Source organism: Methyloversatilis sp. RAC08 (assembly GCF_001713355.1).
GTDB lineage: Bacteria > Pseudomonadota > Gammaproteobacteria > Burkholderiales > Rhodocyclaceae > Methyloversatilis.
Genome location: NZ_CP016448.1, coordinates 1,263,750 through 1,281,608 on the forward strand (window position 1 = coordinate 1,263,750; position 17,859 = coordinate 1,281,608).

The 17,859-nt window shown below is 68.7% G+C and carries 16 protein-coding genes; 7 read left to right on the forward strand and 9 right to left on the reverse strand.

All coding sequences use genetic code 11. From position 1 onward, the window contains the following. Positions 1-70: 70 nt before the first annotated feature. The 3 genes from BSY238_RS05725 to BSY238_RS05735 form a co-directional block, all read right to left on the reverse strand. Positions 71-1,123 carry an alpha/beta fold hydrolase gene (locus BSY238_RS05725; protein ID WP_069038286.1) on the reverse strand — a complete coding sequence of 351 codons (1,053 nt, stop codon included), beginning with the start codon at positions 1,121-1,123 and terminating at the stop codon, positions 71-73. A 110-nt stretch (positions 1,124-1,233) separates the two neighbouring features. Beyond that, positions 1,234-1,491, reverse strand: a complete 258-nt coding sequence (locus BSY238_RS05730) for a hypothetical protein (protein ID WP_069038287.1) — start codon at positions 1,489-1,491, stop codon at positions 1,234-1,236. 212 nt (positions 1,492-1,703) lie between these two features. Further along, the gene (locus BSY238_RS05735; protein ID WP_223300283.1) at positions 1,704-2,405 is read right to left on the reverse strand and encodes a hypothetical protein; all 702 of its coding nucleotides are present in this window, start codon (positions 2,403-2,405) and stop codon (positions 1,704-1,706) included. A gap of 213 nt (positions 2,406-2,618) precedes the next feature. On the opposite strand from BSY238_RS05735, the gene BSY238_RS05740 reads away from it, so the two are divergent. After that, entirely contained in the window at positions 2,619-3,395 is a 777-nt protein-coding gene (locus BSY238_RS05740) for a ferredoxin--NADP reductase (RefSeq protein ID WP_069038289.1), read from the forward strand. A 10-nt stretch (positions 3,396-3,405) separates the two neighbouring features. On the opposite strand, the gene BSY238_RS05745 is transcribed toward BSY238_RS05740, so the two are convergent. After that, a complete protein-coding gene (locus BSY238_RS05745) occupies positions 3,406-4,026 on the reverse strand; it encodes a DNA-3-methyladenine glycosylase family protein (protein ID WP_069038290.1) in 621 nt (206 codons plus the stop codon). 138 nt (positions 4,027-4,164) lie between these two features. Here BSY238_RS05745 and ada point away from each other — a divergent pair, with 138 nt between their 5' ends. Beyond that, a complete protein-coding gene (gene ada / locus BSY238_RS05750) occupies positions 4,165-5,256 on the forward strand; it encodes a bifunctional DNA-binding transcriptional regulator/O6-methylguanine-DNA methyltransferase Ada (protein ID WP_069038291.1) in 1,092 nt (363 codons plus the stop codon). After that, positions 5,257-5,901: a DNA oxidative demethylase AlkB gene (gene alkB / locus BSY238_RS05755; protein WP_069038292.1), complete on the forward strand. Its 645-nt coding sequence runs from the start codon at positions 5,257-5,259 to the stop codon at positions 5,899-5,901. Here alkB and BSY238_RS05760 read toward each other — a convergent pair. After that, entirely contained in the window at positions 5,879-6,151 is a 273-nt protein-coding gene (locus BSY238_RS05760; RefSeq protein ID WP_069038293.1) for a DUF2789 domain-containing protein, read from the reverse strand. The two genes, alkB and BSY238_RS05760, sit on opposite strands and share 23 nt — an antisense overlap. A gap of 331 nt (positions 6,152-6,482) precedes the next feature. On the opposite strand from BSY238_RS05760, the gene pdxR reads away from it, so the two are divergent. The 4 genes from pdxR (at position 6,483) to BSY238_RS05780 (ending at position 11,960) form a co-directional block, all read left to right on the forward strand. After that, positions 6,483-7,961, forward strand: coding sequence for a MocR-like pyridoxine biosynthesis transcription factor PdxR (gene pdxR, locus BSY238_RS05765; protein ID WP_069038294.1), 1,479 nt, complete (start codon positions 6,483-6,485; stop codon positions 7,959-7,961). A gap of 174 nt (positions 7,962-8,135) precedes the next feature. Continuing rightward, positions 8,136-10,268, forward strand: coding sequence for a molybdopterin-containing oxidoreductase family protein (locus BSY238_RS05770; RefSeq protein ID WP_069038295.1), 2,133 nt, complete (start codon positions 8,136-8,138; stop codon positions 10,266-10,268). Between the two features lie 7 nt (positions 10,269-10,275). Next, positions 10,276-10,581 carry a ferredoxin family protein gene (locus BSY238_RS05775; protein ID WP_069038296.1) on the forward strand — a complete coding sequence of 102 codons (306 nt, stop codon included), beginning with the start codon at positions 10,276-10,278 and terminating at the stop codon, positions 10,579-10,581. A 5-nt stretch (positions 10,582-10,586) separates the two neighbouring features. Further along, positions 10,587-11,960 carry an FAD-dependent oxidoreductase gene (locus BSY238_RS05780; RefSeq protein WP_069038297.1) on the forward strand — a complete coding sequence of 458 codons (1,374 nt, stop codon included), beginning with the start codon at positions 10,587-10,589 and terminating at the stop codon, positions 11,958-11,960. A gap of 133 nt (positions 11,961-12,093) precedes the next feature. On the opposite strand, the gene BSY238_RS05785 is transcribed toward BSY238_RS05780, so the two are convergent. The 4 genes from BSY238_RS05785 to BSY238_RS05800 all read right to left on the reverse strand — a co-directional run bounded on the left by BSY238_RS05785 (position 12,094) and on the right by BSY238_RS05800 (position 17,834). Further along, complete coding sequence (locus BSY238_RS05785) at positions 12,094-12,879, reverse strand: SDR family NAD(P)-dependent oxidoreductase (protein WP_069038298.1); 786 nt, start codon at positions 12,877-12,879, stop codon at positions 12,094-12,096. Between the two features lies 1 nt (position 12,880). Next, entirely contained in the window at positions 12,881-15,991 is a 3,111-nt protein-coding gene (locus tag BSY238_RS05790) for an efflux RND transporter permease subunit (protein ID WP_069038299.1), read from the reverse strand. Beyond that, positions 15,988-16,998: an efflux RND transporter periplasmic adaptor subunit gene (locus BSY238_RS05795; protein WP_223300284.1), complete on the reverse strand. Its 1,011-nt coding sequence runs from the start codon at positions 16,996-16,998 to the stop codon at positions 15,988-15,990. Before BSY238_RS05795 ends, BSY238_RS05790 begins: the two co-directional genes overlap by 4 nt. 203 nt (positions 16,999-17,201) lie before the next feature. After that, positions 17,202-17,834 (reverse strand): TetR/AcrR family transcriptional regulator, encoded by a 633-nt coding sequence (locus tag BSY238_RS05800; RefSeq protein ID WP_069038301.1) that lies wholly within the window; start codon positions 17,832-17,834, stop codon positions 17,202-17,204. Positions 17,835-17,859 lie beyond the last annotated feature (25 nt).

Below are 17,859 nucleotides of genomic sequence, written 5' to 3' on the forward strand. Positions count from 1 at the left end.
ACACGACGACGGACGGATGCACCCCGGACGGCCACGACGCAGCCGCCCGGGGTGTGACGACGGACTGCGCTCAGGCGGCCGAAGCCAGCAGTTCGCGCAGGTGCTTGTCCACCTGTTCGGTGTAGCCGGCGTCGGTGCCGAACAGGCCGAGGTGGCCGTCTATCGTATTGAGCACGCGCAGTTCGCTGTTCGGGATCAGCTTCTGCTCGGCAGCGCAGTCGGCCGGCGGGAAGAACATGTCGGTCGAGATCGGCATGACGAAGGTTTTCGCCTTGATCCGGCCGAGCGCCGCCTTCAGGTCACCGCCGGTGTGGCGGCTCACGTCGCCGTGCTGCCACTTCCACGCCATGCACAGCAGGTCGTTCGGCTCCATCACGCCGAAGTAGCCGTTCATGAAATTGGTGATGAAATCATCGACCGACGAAAAGCCGAGCGCCTTGATGCGGTCCTGCTGGAAGAATTCGGTGCTCCAGCCCATGACCGCCCACATCTTGGCGTGGCGGCGCAGACCCTGATGCACTTCGAGCGGAGAGCCGTACCAGCCGCCCTTGAACGCCGGGTCGGACGTGATGGCTTCGATCAGCGTCTCGGCGAACAGGTAATCGTGCGGCGTGTTCTTCGCGGTGCCGGCGATCGGTGCCGCGCGGCGCACCATGTCCGGGTAGCGCACCGCCCACTCGTACGTCTGCTGCGCGCCCATCGAGCCGCCGACCACCAGCGCCAGCTTTTCGATGCCGAACTTTTCGGTGATCAGCTTGTGCTGCGCCCGCACATCGTCGCCGATGCGCACGCGCGGGAAATTCGGGCCGCCGCCCGGGAAGGGCGTGTTGTGCGGCGACGTCGACAGGCCGTTGCCGATCTGGTTGATGGCGATGATGAAATACTTGGCCGGATCGAGCGCGCGACCGGCGCCGATATACACCTGCTCCATGATCTTGGTCGTGCCCGAGTACCAGGTCGGCACCAGGATGGCGTTGTCCCTGGCCGCGTTCAGCGTGCCGAAGGTCGCGTACGCCAGCGTGCAGCCGCGTATCGTGCCGCCCTCTTCCAGCACGTGGTCGCCGATGCTGTGGGTGTCGTACGGGCCGTGGATGGCCTGGTTGTAATAGGCGTGCTCGGTCATGCTGTCTCCTCCTGTTGTTGTGGTGCCGGTCTCGGGTGCCTGCCCGCAGAGGGTTAGGCTCGGGCAGCGGGCGCAGCGATGATAGCGGAGTGTGCTTGCGGCGCGAACCGTCAGCCTTGGCGGCGCACATGCAGACCGTGAAGCAGCCCGCCCAGCGCACCGATCAGCGCACCGGCCGGGCTGGTGACGAACAAGCCCGGCAGCGGCCCCTGATTGGCGCCGGGCGAGACGATCATCGGGCCGACGAAGCCAGGCGCGAAACCGATGCCGCCGACGATGGCGGCGCCGCGCAGGACGTGACCGAACAGCGATCCGGGCGGATCGTCCAGCCGCGCCCACGCGTAGCGGGTCACCGCCAGCGATACCATCGTGCCGATTCAGTCGAGATCGCCAAGGGGCAGGAACAGCGACGCCACCCAGCCCGGCATGTAAATCGCGAAGAACACGACGAAAGTCAGTGCGAAACGCAGGACGGGCTTCATCGCGTTCGTGTTCCGTGGAAAACCGTGACACGAAATTCTGCCGGGCGACCGCACTGCGCGGAAGTCCGGGGCACAGGCACCGGCCCCGGACGCCGCCATCAGGGCCGTCGGCGCAGCCTCTCGCGGTGACGCAGCGCAAGCAGCAGCGTCATGCCGGCGGCCAGCAGATGCCATGACTGCGGCTCGGGCACCGGCGTGACCGACACCTCGGTCAGCACAAGGTTGTTGCCCTGGCTTGCACCGGGGGGCAGATAGGTGACGAAGCCACTGGTCACCTGAAAGTCTGCCGGGTCGAACGTCGCCGGAAGCGCATCGCCCTGCAGCGCCGACGGGCGGGTCGCCGAGCCGACGGAAAATGTCAGCTGCAGGAAACGGGCGATGCCGGGCTGCGCGACGTCTTCGACCGCCACCCTGAAATAGAGGCTGTCGCGATAGAGCCCCGCCACGAAATCATCGTTCAGCACGACGATTTCACTGGTCGGCGATGGCGGAGACGCGACCATCGCAAAAGTCTGGTCACCGATCACGGCGCTGAAACGGGAAATGGCGTCCTGATAAAGGCCGATCCAGTTGAGCGGCTGGGTGTCGGACGTGGCAGGATCGTAGTCGAGCGAGCCTGAAATCGCCTCCCCAACCTCGATTCCGGGTATCGCGTAAGGCACGCTGATGCTACTGACCGTACCTGAAAAGACCACTTGCGTGCTGGCCGCCGTCGCCGGTCCGCCGGCCAGACAGGCAGCGCCGACCAGCATTGCTGCAATGGATCTGCGCAGCGCGCGACGGTTATCGTGAGTCTTCATCTGCCATCTCCTTTTCTTGTCCGGACAAGCCCGGGTGATCGATTACGCTGCGTCCTGCAGCCCCGCTACGCCCGGGGCGGATCAGGTCAGATCCGTTTCGATTGGATCACCGTGCCGGCAGGTGATCTTTGATCTTTATTAAGGTCATGAACCGCTGACCCGCAGTCATCCCGGCAATGCGTTTTCCGGAACATTCCGCCGAAGGAAGAGAAGATGAACACGCTGGCGACCCGCAACGCTGATCTGCCGCGCTCGACCACACAGACCGTGACCGCCGTGCGGCGCTGGACAGACACGCTGCTGTCGCTGCGCATCGACCGGCCTGACGGATTCCGCTTCTCGCCCGGCCACTACGTCAAGCTGGGGCTGCCGGCGGGCGCGGACGATGCCGTGTGGCGTCCGTATTCCATCGTGTCGGTCGAAGCGGACGACGAGCTCGAATTCCTTATCGTGCTGATTCCGGGCGGCGCCTTCAGCGAAGCGCTCGCGGGCATCGAGCCTGGCCATCCGGTCATGCTGTCGTCGTCCATCTTCGGCTTCTTCCTCGAGCCGCAACTGTCGCCCGGCGACACCCTGTGGATGCTGGCGACCGGCACCGGGCTCGGGCCCTATGTGTCGCTGTTGCGCACGCCGGGCGCGCTGGACCGTTACCGGCGCCTGATCCTGGTGCACAGCGTGCGGCTGGCGGCCGAACTGGCCTACCGCGACGAACTCGAAGCACTGGCCGTGACCGACACGCGGCTGCGCTATCTGCCCATCGTCACCCGCGAAGCCGGCGCGTCGGCGCTGAGCGGGCGCATTCCCGCGCTGATCGCCGACGGCACGCTGGCGCAGCACGCACAGACACCGCTCGATCCGGCGACCGGCCGCGTCATGGTGTGCGGCAATCCGGATTTCACGACCGACATGCGCGCCCTGCTGAACGCGCGCGACTTCGTGCCATGCCGGCGCGGCAACGCCGGCAGCATGCTGTTCGAGAAGTACTGGTAGCGGCCTGCCGTCACTTCGGCACCCGCCACAAGTACCAGCTCGCCGCCGATCGATGCGGCGCCCACGGCGCACCCAGTGCGGCGATCTGCCGTGCGGTGGGCAGTGCATCGAGCGACTTGAGCCGCCGGTAGCCGTCACGCACGCCGAAATCGTCGGCCGGCAGGATGTCGCCGCGTTCAAGCGTGAACATCAGCAGCATGTCCACGGTCCAGCGGCCGATGCCGCGCAGCGCGGTCAGGCGCGACACCAGCGCCTCGTCGGCGAGCGCCAGCGCTTCGTCGCGACCCGGTACGTGGCCGTTCAGCGCGCCCTCGGCGATGCCGCGCAGCGTGTCGGCCTTGCGCGCCGAAAAGCCGCAGGCACGCAAGGCCTCCGCATCCGTCTCGAACAGTTGCTGCGGCGTCGGGAAGTTGCCGCCGTGGCGCGCCAGCAGTCGCCCCATGATGGCGTCGGCCGCGCGACCGTGCAGTTGCTGGTAGGCGACGGCGCGCACCAGCGCCTGCCAGGGCTCGCGCACCGGGCCGGGCGCCAGGCCACACGGGCCGACGGTCGCGATCAGCCGCGCCCAGTCGTCGTCGAGGGCGGCGAGATGGCGTTCGGCGTCGTCCAGCGCTTTCCGGGGGTGCGTCATGGGGTGCGTCATGGCGAATCAGTATCGATGCGCCGTGCGATACCGGCAAGGCGGAATTCGAAAGCAAGGTGCGGAGTGCGCATGCGCCGAACGGCGACTACAGTGCGGCCATCGACACGCAGGCGCGAAGGATTCCGGATGAACGCATCGCCCCGCCATGAAGCACCGGATGTCGCCACGCGCGCGGCCGCCACGCTGGCCGACCCGCGCTGGGCGGCGGTGGTCGCGCGCGATGCCGCGGCGGACGGCGACTTCTTCTATTCGGTGAAAACGACCGGCGTGTACTGCCGGCCGTCGTGCGCCGCGCGCACCGCGCGACCCGAAAACGTCGCCTTCCACGCGAGCGCGGCCGACGCCGAACGCGCCGGTTTCCGCGCCTGCAGGCGCTGCCGGCCCGACCAGCCGCCGCGCACCGAACGGCAGGCCGCCCTCGTCGCCGACCTGTGCCGGCTGATCGAGCGCTCCGACTCGCCCCCGCCGCTCGATGCGCTGGCGGCGCACGCCGGCGTCAGCGCCTTTCATCTGCACCGCCTGTTCAAGTCGGTGACCGGTCTGACGCCACGCGCCTGGGCTGCCGCGCGCCGGGCCGAGCGCCTGCGCGACCATCTGACGGAGGGTGCGCCGGTGACCGACGCGCTGCACGACGCCGGCTACGGTTCCAGCAGCCGCCTGTACGAGGCGTCCGGCGCCCTGCTCGGCATGACACCGGGCCGCTATCGCGCGGGCGGCGCCGACACCGACATCCGCTTCGCACTCGGCCAGTGTTCGCTCGGCGCCATCCTGGTTGCGGAAAGCCCGCTCGGCGTGGTCGCGATTTCGCTGGGCGACGACCCCGACGCGCTTGCGCGCGCGCTGCAGGACCGCTTTCCGCAGGCGCGGCTGATCGGCGGCGACGCGGCATTCGAACGGCGCGTGGCACAGGTGGTCGGCTTCGTGGATGCCCCGCGCATCGGGCTGGCGCTGCCACTCGACCTGCGCGGCACCGCGTTCCAGCAGCGCGTGTGGCAGGCGCTGCGCGACATTCCGGCCGGGCACACGCTGAGCTACCGCGAACTCGCGACGCGGCTCAGCGTCCCGAAATCGGTGCGCGCAGTCGCCGGCGCCTGTGCGGCCAACACGCTGGCGGTGGCCATCCCGTGTCACCGCGTGGTCCGCAGCGACGGCGCGCTGTCAGGCTACCGCTGGGGTGTGGCACGCAAGCGCGCGCTGATCGACCGCGAGACGGAGTGAATGGAGCTGTTCGATGCACTCGAACGCGCGGCTGGTCCGGTCATCCTCGCACCGGGTGCCGCCCTGCTGCGCGGCTTCGCGCAGGACGACGCGTCAGCCCTGCTGGCCGCGATCGACACGGTGACCGCGCTTGCACCGCTGCGCCACATGGTGACGCCCGGCGGCTACACGATGTCGGTCGCCACCACCAGTTGCGGCGAAATGGGCTGGACGTCCGACGCACAAGGTTACCGCTACGCCGCGTGCGATCCGGACAGCGGCCTGCCGTGGCCGGCCATGCCGCCGCTGTTCCGCACGCTGGCACGCGAATCGGCGGCGCAGGCCGGCTTCCCCGGTTTCGAACCGGACGCCTGCCTGATCAACCGCTACGCCCCCGGCGCACGGCTCACGCTGCACCAGGACCGGAACGAGCGCGACTTCGGCGCACCCATCGTGTCGGTGTCGCTGGGACTGCCCGCGACCTTCCTGTTGGGCGGCATCAGGCGCACCGACCCAACGCTCAAACTGCATCTGGCACACGGTGATGTGGTGGTGTGGGGCGGACCGGCGCGGCTGCGCTTTCACGGCGTGCTGCCGCTGGCGCACGGCACGCACCCGATGACCGGGGCGTGCCGCATCAATCTCACATTTCGCAAGGCGAGCTGAGCGCGGGCTGATCGGAGGTTTCATGCAGCGCCGCGTTGAGCGCATCGATGATCGGCGCCCAGTCGGCATCGGCCTGCAGGCCTTCACGCAGGAAGGCCGCCTGCGAAGGCGTCCAGAATGGCGCTTCGGACAGCTTCACGCAGTCGGGCAGCGGCCGGTGCTGGTCGATGAAGCGGTAGATCGATCCCGGATCTGAAGGCAGTCCGAGCTGTGCGAACAGTTGCGCAGTGCTGTGTACCGGTGCGTCCATGAGGATCTCCCGTGTCGGATGGTGGAGCAGGATGCCGTTGCCGCGCGGACCGGCAGGCGGATGGTTCAGCCGCCGATGCGCCCAAGCGTGGCGTACAGGGTTGACGCGTCATGGCGTCAGGCGTTCAGCCCGACGTTGACACGCTTGGCCTTCGCGATCGATCTTCGCACCCAGCGTGCGCGTCTGTCGGCGTCCGGTCTGTTAGCCAGAGCACCAAGTTCGCCGGGGAGCCGGGCGAATCGGTAGCATGGCGGGAACCACGTTCAGGCAGTGCGGCCGAAGCCGGGTTGAAGGTCAGGCTTTCATTCACTTCTGTCCGGACGGAGCGCCGTTGCAACTGCCCATTTCCATTGATGCCTCGTCGTCCTCGACGCTGCATTCGCAGATCGCGGCGCAGCTGCGCGCGCTCATCCTCGACCGACGGCTGGCGCCCGGTGCGCCGGTGCCGGCGACGCGTGACCTCGGCCGCCAGCTCCACGTGTCGCGCAACACGGTCACCGCGGCCTACGACGAACTGATCAGCGAAGGCTATCTGTACACCGAGCGGGCGGTCGGCACCTTCGTCTGCAAGACGCTGCCGGACACGCTGATCGGCCGCGCGCCGGCGCGCGCCGAGCATCGCAGCGGCAGCCTGCACCGCGCGATGAACCTGCCGCTGCCCTACGGCGGACGTGGCCTGACCGGGCTGCACCGGCCGAGCGCGCCGCGCCTGATCGCAGACTTCGTGTTCGGCCGCTCCGACCCGCGCAGTTTCCCGGAAAAGATCTGGCGCAAGCTCATCGTCGAATGTCTGGGCGGCGCGGCAGAGCGCATGAGCGAATACATCGACCCGGCCGGCCTGCCCGAACTGCGGCAGCTCATCACCAGCCGGCTCGGCCCGACGCGCGGCATGGTGGCGTCGGTCGAACAGGTGCTGCTGGTGGCCGGCTTCCAGCAGGGCATCGATCTGGTGGCGCATCTTTTCGTCGGCACGCACACGCCGGTGGTGATGGAAGCGCCGAGCTATCGCGGCGCGGCCTTCCTGTTCGAAAGCTATGGCGCGCACATCATTCCGGTGCCGGTAGACCAGCACGGCATCGACGTCGGCCGACTGCCGGAAAGCCGGGTGAAACTGGTGTATGTCACGCCGTCGCACCAGTTTCCGACCGGCGTCACGATGCCGCTGCACCGCCGGCTCGCGCTGCTCGAATGGGCGGCCAAGGCCGGCGCGTACATCCTGGAAGTGGACTACGACGGCGACTACCGCTACGACGGCGCGCCGCTGCCGTCGCTGCAGTCACTCGACCGCAACGGCTGCGTCATCTACCTGAATTCCTTCTCGCGCTCGATCGGCCCCGGGCTGCGCATCGGCTACATGGTCGTGCCGCGCGACCTGATGCGCACCGCGGTCACCATCAAGTCGCTGATGGACAACGGCCTCGCCTGGCTGGAACAGGCCGCCCTCGCGCAGTTCGTGCGCGACGGCAGCTTCGACACCCATCTGCGCCGCCTGCTGCACGCCAACGAAGCGCGCCGCGACGTCCTGGTCAGCGCGCTGCGCACCCACCTTCCCGGCGCACGCGTCAGCGGCGCCGACGCCGGCTCGCACGTGCTGGTCACGCTGCCACCCGAGGCCCCGACGGCCGCCGCCGTGCAGCAGGCCGCGCTCGAACTGGGTGTGGGCGTACAGCCGCTGGCGGACAGCCCGGCCTGGTTCTTCGAACATCTGGACGATGCCGATCGCTGCCTGCTGCTCGGCTACACGCATCTGAGCGAAGAACAGATCGCACAGGGGATTGAGCTGATCGGGCAGGCGGTACGGCAGGGCTGACCCCTCGGGGACGCACCCGCTGCGCTTTGCGCCCCCTGGCACCCCCCTTTTTTCGCTGACTGGCCCTGTCGCCTCAGGTGCTTCGTCTCCTATCTTCCATGGGTGCCACAGCGCCGCCAGCGCGTCATCGACGCGCCTGGCGACCCAGCCTTCAACGCCACCCGGGAGACTTCCATGTCAGTGCATCTGAGTGAAACGCGCGTCGTGCGCGGCGCCTGTCCGCAGGATTGTCCGGACACCTGTGCCTTCCTGTACCACGTCGAGGACGACAAGCTGGTGGAGGTCACCGGCGACCCGGATCACCCGATGACGCGTGGCGGGCTGTGCGTGAAGCTGAAGAATTTCGCCGAGCACCACTACAACCCGGACCGCCTGCTGTACCCGATGAAGCGCGTCGGGCCGAAGGGTTCGGGCATGTTCGAACGCATTTCTTGGGACGCTGCGCTGGCCGAAATCAAGACGCGCTGGACCGACATCATCGACCAGTACGGCTCGCAGGCCATCATGCCGCACGGCTACCTCGGCCATCAGGGCACGCTGAACGGCCTGACCGCCGGCGACGCCTTCTTCAACCGGCTGGGTTCGTCGGTGGCGGAAAAGACCTACTGCGAATCCGGCTCGTCGACCGCGTGGATCATGACCGTGGGCCCGACCGGCGGGCTGGACGTGGAAAGCCTCGCGCACTCGAAGTACATCATCGTGTGGGGCATGAACATGCTCAACACCAATCTGCACGCCTGGCCCTTCATCGTCGAGGCGAAGGCAAAGGGCGCCAAGGTGGTGGTGATCGACCCGGTGCGCACGCGGACCGCGAAACAGGCCGACTGGCACATCCGCATCAAGCCGGGCACCGACGGCGCGCTGGCGCTGGGCATGATGAATGTGATCATCGCCGAAGGCCTGGTCGATGCCGATTACGTCGAAAAGTACACCGTGGGCTACGACCAGCTGGCGGCGCGCGCGGCCGAGTTTCCGCCCGAGCGGGTGTCCGAGATCACCGGCATTCCGGTGCAGGACATCCTGACGCTGGCGCGCGAATACGCCACCACGCAGCCGTCGGCGATCCGCCAGGGCGTGGCGGTGGAACGCAGCCCGGGCGGCGGCGACGCGATCCGCGCCATCACCTGTCTGCCGGCGCTGACCGGCGCCTGGCGCCATGTCGGCGGCGGCACGGTGGAAATGCCGATCTGGGAATTTCCGTTCCGCTTCGATTTCATGTGCCGGCCGGACTGGATCAAGCCGGGCACGCGCGTCATCAACGAACTCGATCTGGGTGCGGCGCTGACCGGCGCCATGCCACTCGACCCGCCGATCAAGTCGCTGTTCGTCTACAACTCGAACCCGGTGTCGCAGGCACCGAACGCCGGCCAGATCGTTGCCGGCCTGATGCGCGAAGACCTGTTCACGGTGGCCAGCGAACTGTTCATCACCGACACCGCGAAGTACGCCGACATCCTGCTGCCGGCCACCATGCAGGCGGAACAGCTCGACCTGATGGTGACCTGGGGTCATCTGTACGTGATGCTCAATACGCCGGCGATCGCGCCGCCGGGCGAGTGCGTGCCCAATGTCGAACTGTTCCGCCGGCTGGCCGGTGCGATGGGCTTCACCGACGAGCACTGGTCGCTGAGCGACGAGGAAATGATCCGCCGCTCGTACGACTGGGACGCACCGGCGATGGAGGGCATCACGCTGGAAAAGCTGAAGGACAAGGGCTGGATGAGGCTCAACGTCGGTCTGCCGGGCGAACGCGCGCCGCATGCCGAGGGCAATTTCAAGACGCCGTCCGGCAAGTGCGAATTCGCGGCCAGCGCGGCGGCCGGCGGCAACTTCGTCGTGCCGGTGTGGCGGTCGGGCTACGAAGGCATGCAGCCGGGCACGCCGGTCGATGCGGTGCCCAATTACATCCCGTCGCACGAAAACGCGGCCTCTGAAGCGGCCAGCCGCTATCCGCTGAATCTCGTGTCGCCCAAGCCGCACGCCTTCCTGAACACGCAGTACGCCAACGAGCCGACACAGCAGCGCCGGCAGGGCGAACAGCTCATCGTGATCCACCCGGTCGATGCGGGAAAGCGGGCGATCGAGCACGGCAGCTATGTGCGCGTGTTCAACGAGCGGGGTGCCTTCGAAGCGCGCGCCGAACTGAGCGAGGATGTGTCGCCCGGGCTGATGATGACCAATGTCGGCCACTGGCCCGGACTGAACCGCAGCGGCACTGCGGTCAATTCGACCACCTCGGCGCGCCACTGCAATCTGGGTCAGGCAGGCACCTACTGCGACAACCTGGTCGAAGTGCGGAAGGTGTGAGGGCGCCATGACCCATGTCGTGACCGAAAGCTGCCGCGGCTGTCGCTTCACCGACTGCGTGACGTCCTGCCCGGTGGCCTGCTTCCATGTCAATGAGGTGCGCGTCTACATCAACCCGCAGGTCTGCATCGACTGCGGGGCGTGCATACCGGCCTGCCCGGTGCGCGCCATCGTCGAGGAATTCGACCTGCCGGAAGACCAGATGCACTGGATGGACATCAATGCGAAGGCGGCGGAGCGCTACCCGGTGATCCGCACCAAGCTGCCGCCGCTGGACGGGGCCGACGACAAGCGCCGCCAGCTCGGCTTCTGATCGCGATGTCGGAAGCCGGAAAGCCGCTGCGCGTCGCCATCGTCGGCAGCGGACCGAGCGGCTTCTATGCCGCCGAGGCGCTGCTGGCGAGCGGGCTCGATGTCGAGATCGACCTGCTGGAGCGCCTGCCGGTGCCTTACGGGCTGGTGCGCTTCGGCGTGGCGCCGGATCACGCGAAGCTGAAGTCGGTCAGCGCGGTGTTCGCACAGATTGCCGCCGACCCGAAAGTGCGCTTCTTCGGCAATGTGGCGCTCGGACGCGACGTGACCGCCGACGAACTGGCGGCGATGTACCACGCTGTCATCGTGGCCTGCGGCGCCGGGGCGGACCGCACATTGGGCATTCCCGGCGAAGACCTGCCGGGCGTGCACGCGGCGGGCGATTTCGTCGGCTGGTACAACGGCAACCCGGATCACGCCCACCTCTCGTTCGACTTGTCGCAGGAGGTGGCGGTGGTCATCGGTCAGGGCAATGTGGCGATCGACGTGTGCCGCATCCTCGCCCGGCCGGTGGACGAACTGCGCCGCACCGACATTGCGCAGCACGCGCTCGACGCACTGGCCGGCTCGCGCATCCGCGACATCCACCTGATCGGCCGACGCGGTCCGGTGCAGGCGAAATTCACGCCGAAGGAATTGCGCGAACTGGGCGCCCTGCCCGGCTGGCAGCCGGTGGTCGATCCGGCCGCGCTCGAACCGGGTGAGGCCTGCCGACGCGAACTGACGCTGCCCCACGTCGTGCATGCGGCGAAGAATCTGGACATCCTGCGCGGCTTCGCGGCCCGGCCGATGGAGGCAGGACGACGCATCCACCTGCACTTCCTGCGCGCGCCGGCGGCGCTGCACGGTGACAACCGCGTGCAGCGGCTCGTGCTGGGCGGCCAGCAATTGTCCGGCGAGGCGGGTGCGCAGTCGGCCGTCGCGACCGGAGAGCAGTACGAACTGGACGCCGGCCTGGTGTTCCGCAGCGTGGGCTACCGCGGCACCGCGCTGCCGGGTCTGCCGTTCGATGCCCGCGCCGGCGTGATCCCGAACGCCGGCGGCCGCATTGTCGATGCCTCGGGCCAGCCGCTGCCGGGCTGGTATGTCACCGGCTGGATCAAGCGCGGCCCGACCGGAGTCATCGGCACCAACCGCGCCGACAGCATGGATACCGTTGCCGGCCTGCTGCAGGACGTGTCGGGCCTTGCCGCACCCCGACCTGGCCGGCAGGCCCTGGCGTCCCTGCTCGAGAGCCGGTCGCACCGGGTGATCGATTTCGCCGCCTGGCAGGCCATCGAACGTGTCGAACAGGCGCGCGGTCAGGCGCTCGACAAGCCAGCGGAGAAGTTCGTGCGCATCGACGACATGCTCGCAGCAGCGCGCGGCGCGCCGCCGTAGGCGATGCGCTGTGCAACGGGCGCTGTTGGGCATCGCTGCGCTCACCCCAACCTACGGGTCGTCACGCCGCTGTCGGATGCTTTTGTAGGTTGGGGTGAGCGCAGCGATGCCCAACAGCGGTCAGCAGCGCACTTCAGGCCAGCAGCGCCTGCATGATGCGGCGCTGCACGCTGCGCGGCGCGAGGCGTGCGGACCAGGCGGACAGCTTGTTCGCCAGCCCCGGTACCACGCCGGCGCGGCCCTGCATCAGCGCGCGGATGCCGGCTTCGGCGACCGGGCGCGGCGCCATCATCATCAGGTTCAACGTGGCCGACACATGGTGGCCAGAGCCTTCGAAGAACGCCGTCTTGGTGACGCCGGGCGACAGCACGGTGACGGTCACACCGGCCGGCGCCAGTTCGTCGTGCAGCGCCTCACCCAGCGCCAGCACATAGTGTTTGGTGCCCGCGTACGCGGCGTAGAACGGCGCCGGCATGAAGCCGAGCAGGCTGGCCACCAGCAGGATGCGGCCGCGCCCGCGACGCGCCATGTCCTGCGCGTACTGCTGCGTGAGCTCGGTCAGTGTGACCATGTTGAGCTGCAGCATCTGCGCCAGCCGGACCGGATCGGCGTCAAGCAGCGGACCGTGCAGACCGAAGCCGGCGTTGTTGATCAGAGTTTCGATGCGCAGCCCGCGCGCATCGGTGCGCCGCTTCAGCTCGGCGGCGGCGCCGGGCTGGGACAGGTCGATGCCTTCCACGACCACGTCGATGCCGTGCATGCTGCGCAGCGTGTCGGCCAAGCGTTCCATGTCGGCCACGCCGCGCGCGGCGAGCACGAGGTTCATGCGCCGGGCAGCGAGGAGGTGGGCGAACTCGACGCCCAGACCGCTGGAGGCGCCGGTGATGAGTGCCCAGTTGCCGCTGTTCGATGTCTGCATGTCAGTGCTCCGTCTGCAAGCGAGGGGGAGGCGAGCGGCCTTGTTCGGCCGCCGGTGCGCCGATGCGGAACCACAGCGCGAACAGCGCCGGCAGGAAAAGCAATGTCAGCACGGTGCCGACCGCCGTGCCCCCGATCAAGGTATAGGCGAGCGCCCCCCAGAATGTCGAAGTGGTCAGCGGGATGAACGCGAGCACCGCGGCCACCGCGGTCAGCAGCACCGGTCGGGCGCGCTGCACGGTGGCTTCGACCACGGCGTCGTACGGACGCATGCCGGCGGCACCGTTGGCCTCGATCTGGCCGACCAGGATGAGCGTATTGCGCATCAGGATGCCGGCCAGCCCGATCAAGCCGAGGATGGCGTTGAAGCCGAAGGGCTGGTCGAACAGCAGCAGCGCGGGTGCCGCACCGATCAGCCCGAGCGGCGCCGTCAGGAACACCATGGTCATCGCGGAAAACGAACGCACCTGGATCATGATGACCGTCAGCATCAGCAGCAGCATGACCGGGAATACCGCCGCCAGCGCAAGGTTGGCCTTGTTGCTTTCCTCGATCGAACCGCCGGTGTCGATGCGGTAGCCGTCGGGCAGCGCGGCGCGCAGGTCGGTCAGCGCGCGGTCGATCCCGGCCGACACATCCGGCGGCTGCACGTGCTCGGCGATGTCGCCGCGCACCACGATGGTCGGGTGGCGGTCGCGCCGGTGCAGCACCGGCTCTTCCTGCCGCACCTCGGTGCGCCCGATCTGCGCCAGCGGAATGCGCCGGCCGTCGGCGGCGATCAGTGACAGGGCATCCAGCGAAGCCGGGTCGCTGCGCGGGTTTGCCTGTATCGAGCCGCCGACGCGCGCCACCACAGCCACCGAGCGGATGTCTTCGCGCAGTTCGGTCACCGTCACGCCGTCGAGCAGGAACTGCAGCTGCTGTGCCGCCTCGGCCGGCGACAGCCCGATCTGGCGCAGCCGCGACTGATCGAGCACGAAGCGCAGCGTCGCGGCCGGCCCGGTGTTGTCGCGGTGCACCTCGCGCATGTCCGGGTGGGCGCGCATCACCGCCTCGACGTCGCTGGCGATCGCGCGCAGCCGGTCGAGGTCGGGCCCGCTGACGCGGTAGGACACCGGGAACGGGACCGGCGGGCCGAACAGCAGTTGTGTGGCGCGCACGCGCGCCTCCGGCGCCAGGCCCTCGGCGACGCGCTCGCGCAGGCGCTGTCTGAGGATGTCGCGTTCGGCCGCGCCCGGGGTCAGCACGATGATCTTGGCGAATGCCGGATCGGGCAGTTCCTGCGACAGCGAGAAGAAGAAGCGCGGCGCGCCCTGCCCGATGTAGGCCGTGACGACCTTCGATTCCGGCTGCAGCCGCAGCCAGCCCTCGACCTTTTCGGTCGTGCGCTGCGTGGCGGCGATGTCGCTGCCGGACGGCAGCGTCACCTCGACGATCAGTTCCGGCCGCTCGGACACCGGGAAAAACTGCTTCTTCACGACGACCATCGCAGCCATCGATGCACCGAACATGAGCAGCACGACCAGGGCCACCGTGCCCTTGCGCCGCACGCACCACGCGACCAGCGCGCGCAGCTGCCGGTAGCGCGGCGTGTCGTAGATGGCACGGGCGCCGCCGGGCACGGCGGCCACGGCCGGCAGCAGCTTGACCCCCAGATAGGGCGTGAACACCACGGCGACCAGCCAGGACATCAGCAGCGAAAAGGCCACGATCCAGAAGATGTTGCCGGCGTACTCACCGGCGCTCGACGCGGCGAAGCCCACCGGCATCAGGCCGATCACGGTCACCGCGGTGCCGGACAGCATGGGCGCGGCGGTGACCGTCCATGCGTGTGCGGCGGCTTCGACGCGCGCCATGCCTTCCTGCATCTTCACCACCATCATTTCGATGGCGATGATGGCGTCGTCCACCAGCAGGCCGAGCGATAGGATGAGCGCACCCAGCGTGATGCGGTCGAACTCGCGCCCGGTCATCAGCATGACGATGAACACCGCCGCCAGCGTGAGCGGCACGGCGGCCGCGACGATGACGCCCTCGCGCCAGCCGAGCGACAGGAAGCTCACGCCGGTCACCACCGCCAGCGCGACGAAGAACTTCAGCATGAATTCGTCCACCGCCTGGGTGATGTTCACCGCCTGGTCGGAAATCTTCGTGAAGCTGAGGCCGAGCGGCAGTTCGGCGGTCAGCGCGGCCTCTTCGGCCGCGAGTGCGCGGTCCAGCTCCAGGCCGTTCCAGCCGGGTCGCATGACGACGCCGATCACCATCGACGGTTCGCCGTCATGGCGGATCAGGAAGGTGGCCGGATCCTCGAAGCCGCGCCGGATGTCGGCGATGTCGCCCAGCCGGAACGTGCGATCGCCGGCGCGCACCGGGGTGTCGCGCAGCGTGTCGACACCGGCGTAGGCGCCGTCGAGCCGCAGGAACACGCGCGGGCCGTCGGTACCGACCGAGCCGGCCGGCGTCACCGCGTTCTGCCGCGCCAACGCGTCGAAAATGTCGCGCGCATCGATGCCCAGCGTGGTCAGCCGCTCGTACGACAACTCGACGAACACCCGCTCCGGCCGCTCGCCGATGATGTTCACCTTGTTCACGCCGGGCACGCGCAGCAGCCGCTCGCGCAGCCGCTCCGCCTCGCGCACCAGATCGCGTTGCGGCAGGTCGCGCGCCTTGAGCGCATAGAGCGCGAAATTCACGTCGGAATATTCGTCGTTGATGAACGGCCCGTAGACGCCGGGCGGCAGGCGGCGCGCCTCGTCGCCGAGCTTCTTGCGCGCCTGGTAGAACTGCTCCGGCACGTCGGCCGGGCGGGTCGAATCCTTCAGCGTCAGCGTGGCGAACATCAGGCCGGGCCGGGTGAAGGTTTCCACCCGGTCGTAGCCAGCCAGTTCCTGCATGCGCTTTTCCAGCGGCTCGGCCACCAGATCCTGCATCTGCTGCGCGGTGGCGCCCGGCCAGGCGGCGCTGAAGGTCATCACCTTGATGCTGAACACCGGGTCTTCGGCCCGGCCCAGCTTGAAGAAGGCAAACACGCCGGACAGCGCCACCGCGATGATCAGGAACAGCGTGACCGCGCGTTCGCGCACCGCCAGCGCCGACAGGTTGAGGCGGCTCATGGCGCACGCCCCGCGGCGGCGAGTGCCGTGTCGAGGCCGCGCACGGCGCTGCCATCGCGCAGCAGGTGGGCGCCGAGCGCGACGATGCGTTCGCCGACGCGCAGGCCGGCGGAAATCGTCGCGCTGTCGTGTCCCAGGCCGGCCACGGTGACCGCGCGGAAGGCGACTCGGCTGCTATCGCCTGCCTGCTCGATCACCCACACGCCCGGGCCATGGCCGGTGTCGTGCAGCGCGGCGATCGGCACCCGCACCCGCTCGCCGGCCCCCTCACCCGGCAGACTGTCGAGCGCAAGCGTCACCGTACTGCCGATCGGTGCCTGCGCTGCAGCGCCGTCGAGCAGGTAGCGCGCTTCGAAGGTGCGGCTGCGCGGGTCGGCCGCGTCGGACAACTGACGCAGCCGGGCCGTGAAAGTGGCACCCGGCAGACTGTGCAAGGTGGCGGTGGCGCGCGAGCCGACCGCCGGACGCACCGATTCGGGCAAATTGACCTGCGCCTCGCGTGCCCCCGCGCGCGCCAGCCGCACGACCGGCTCGCCGGCGCGCACGACCTGGCCCGGTTCGGCGAGGGTATCGACCACCACACCGTCGCTGTCGGCCACCAGCAGCGTGTAGCCGGAAGCGTTGCGTGCCACCTGCTGCTGCGCCAGCGCCGCGTCGAGCAGCGCCTGCGCGCTGTCGGCGCCGGCGACCGCCTGGTCGCGCACCTGGGCCGACACGGCACCCTGCTCCACCATTCCGCGCAGCCGCTGCTCGTCGGCGCGCGCCTGAACCGCGCGCGCCCGAGCCGCCTCGACCGCCGCGGCCTGCGCCGCGAGCGCCAGATCGAGATCGGCCGCATCGAGCCGCATCAGCGGCTGGCCGCGCCGCACCGTCTGGCCGGTATCGACCAGGCGCTCCACGACCTTGCCGGCGACCCGGAAACCCAGATCACCGACCACGCGCGACGTCACCACGCCGGTGTAAGACTGCGAGGCCGCCCGGTCCGGCTGCACGACGGCGACGGCCACCCGCGGCACACCGGTGCGCGGGTCGGGCTGCGCCGGCTGGGTGCAGGCTGCGAGGGCAAGAACGAGCGGGAATGCGAAGACAAGGCCGATAACGGCGGGGAGGCGAAGCGGGCGGGCATCCATGACCGGGCACTTTCGGAAAGAGAGCGCCCAGTTTCGTAACAAGTTACGAATAAGTCAACTAGTAACCTGAAAACATTCGCTCAGGGCGAAAGGCTGCGCAGCACCAGGCTGGACACCGCCGCCGCATTGGTGGCGATCTCCTCGCGCGGCGTCTGTTCGAGCATCACCGGATGGCAGAACGGCGACGTGGTGACGAAGATCGCGCGGCACACCTCGTCGAGCGGTGTCTTGCGCTCGAACTCGCCGCGCTCCCGGCCGTCGGCCACGATGCGGCACAGCGCCTGCAGGATGGCGTCCTTGTGCTGCGCCACCGAGCCCCAGCCCTCTTCGACCGCCGCCACCACGATGTCGTGCAGCCGGCGCTCGTTGAAGAACAGTTCGAAGCCTTCTTCAAAAAGCGCGCGGTAGAAGCGTCTCAGCCGATCCGCGGCAGGCGCGTCCTCGCTCGCGATGGCCATCAGCCGTTCATCCAGCGGCTGCAGCGTCATCCTGCAGACCGCCTCGCCGATCGCCTGCTTGGACTCGAAGAAGCGATAGACGTAGGCGCTCGACACACCGATGGCGCGCGCCAGGTCGGCCACCGTGGTCTTCTGGTAACCGTAGTGACGGAAGTGTTCGTCAGCGGCGGCGATGATCTGCTCGCGCCGTTCGTGTTCGACCGGGCCGCGCTGACCGGTCGCCAAAGGGGTGTCGTGGGCTGCGATGTCATCCATGAAGCAAGGTTACAAGGTCGACCCC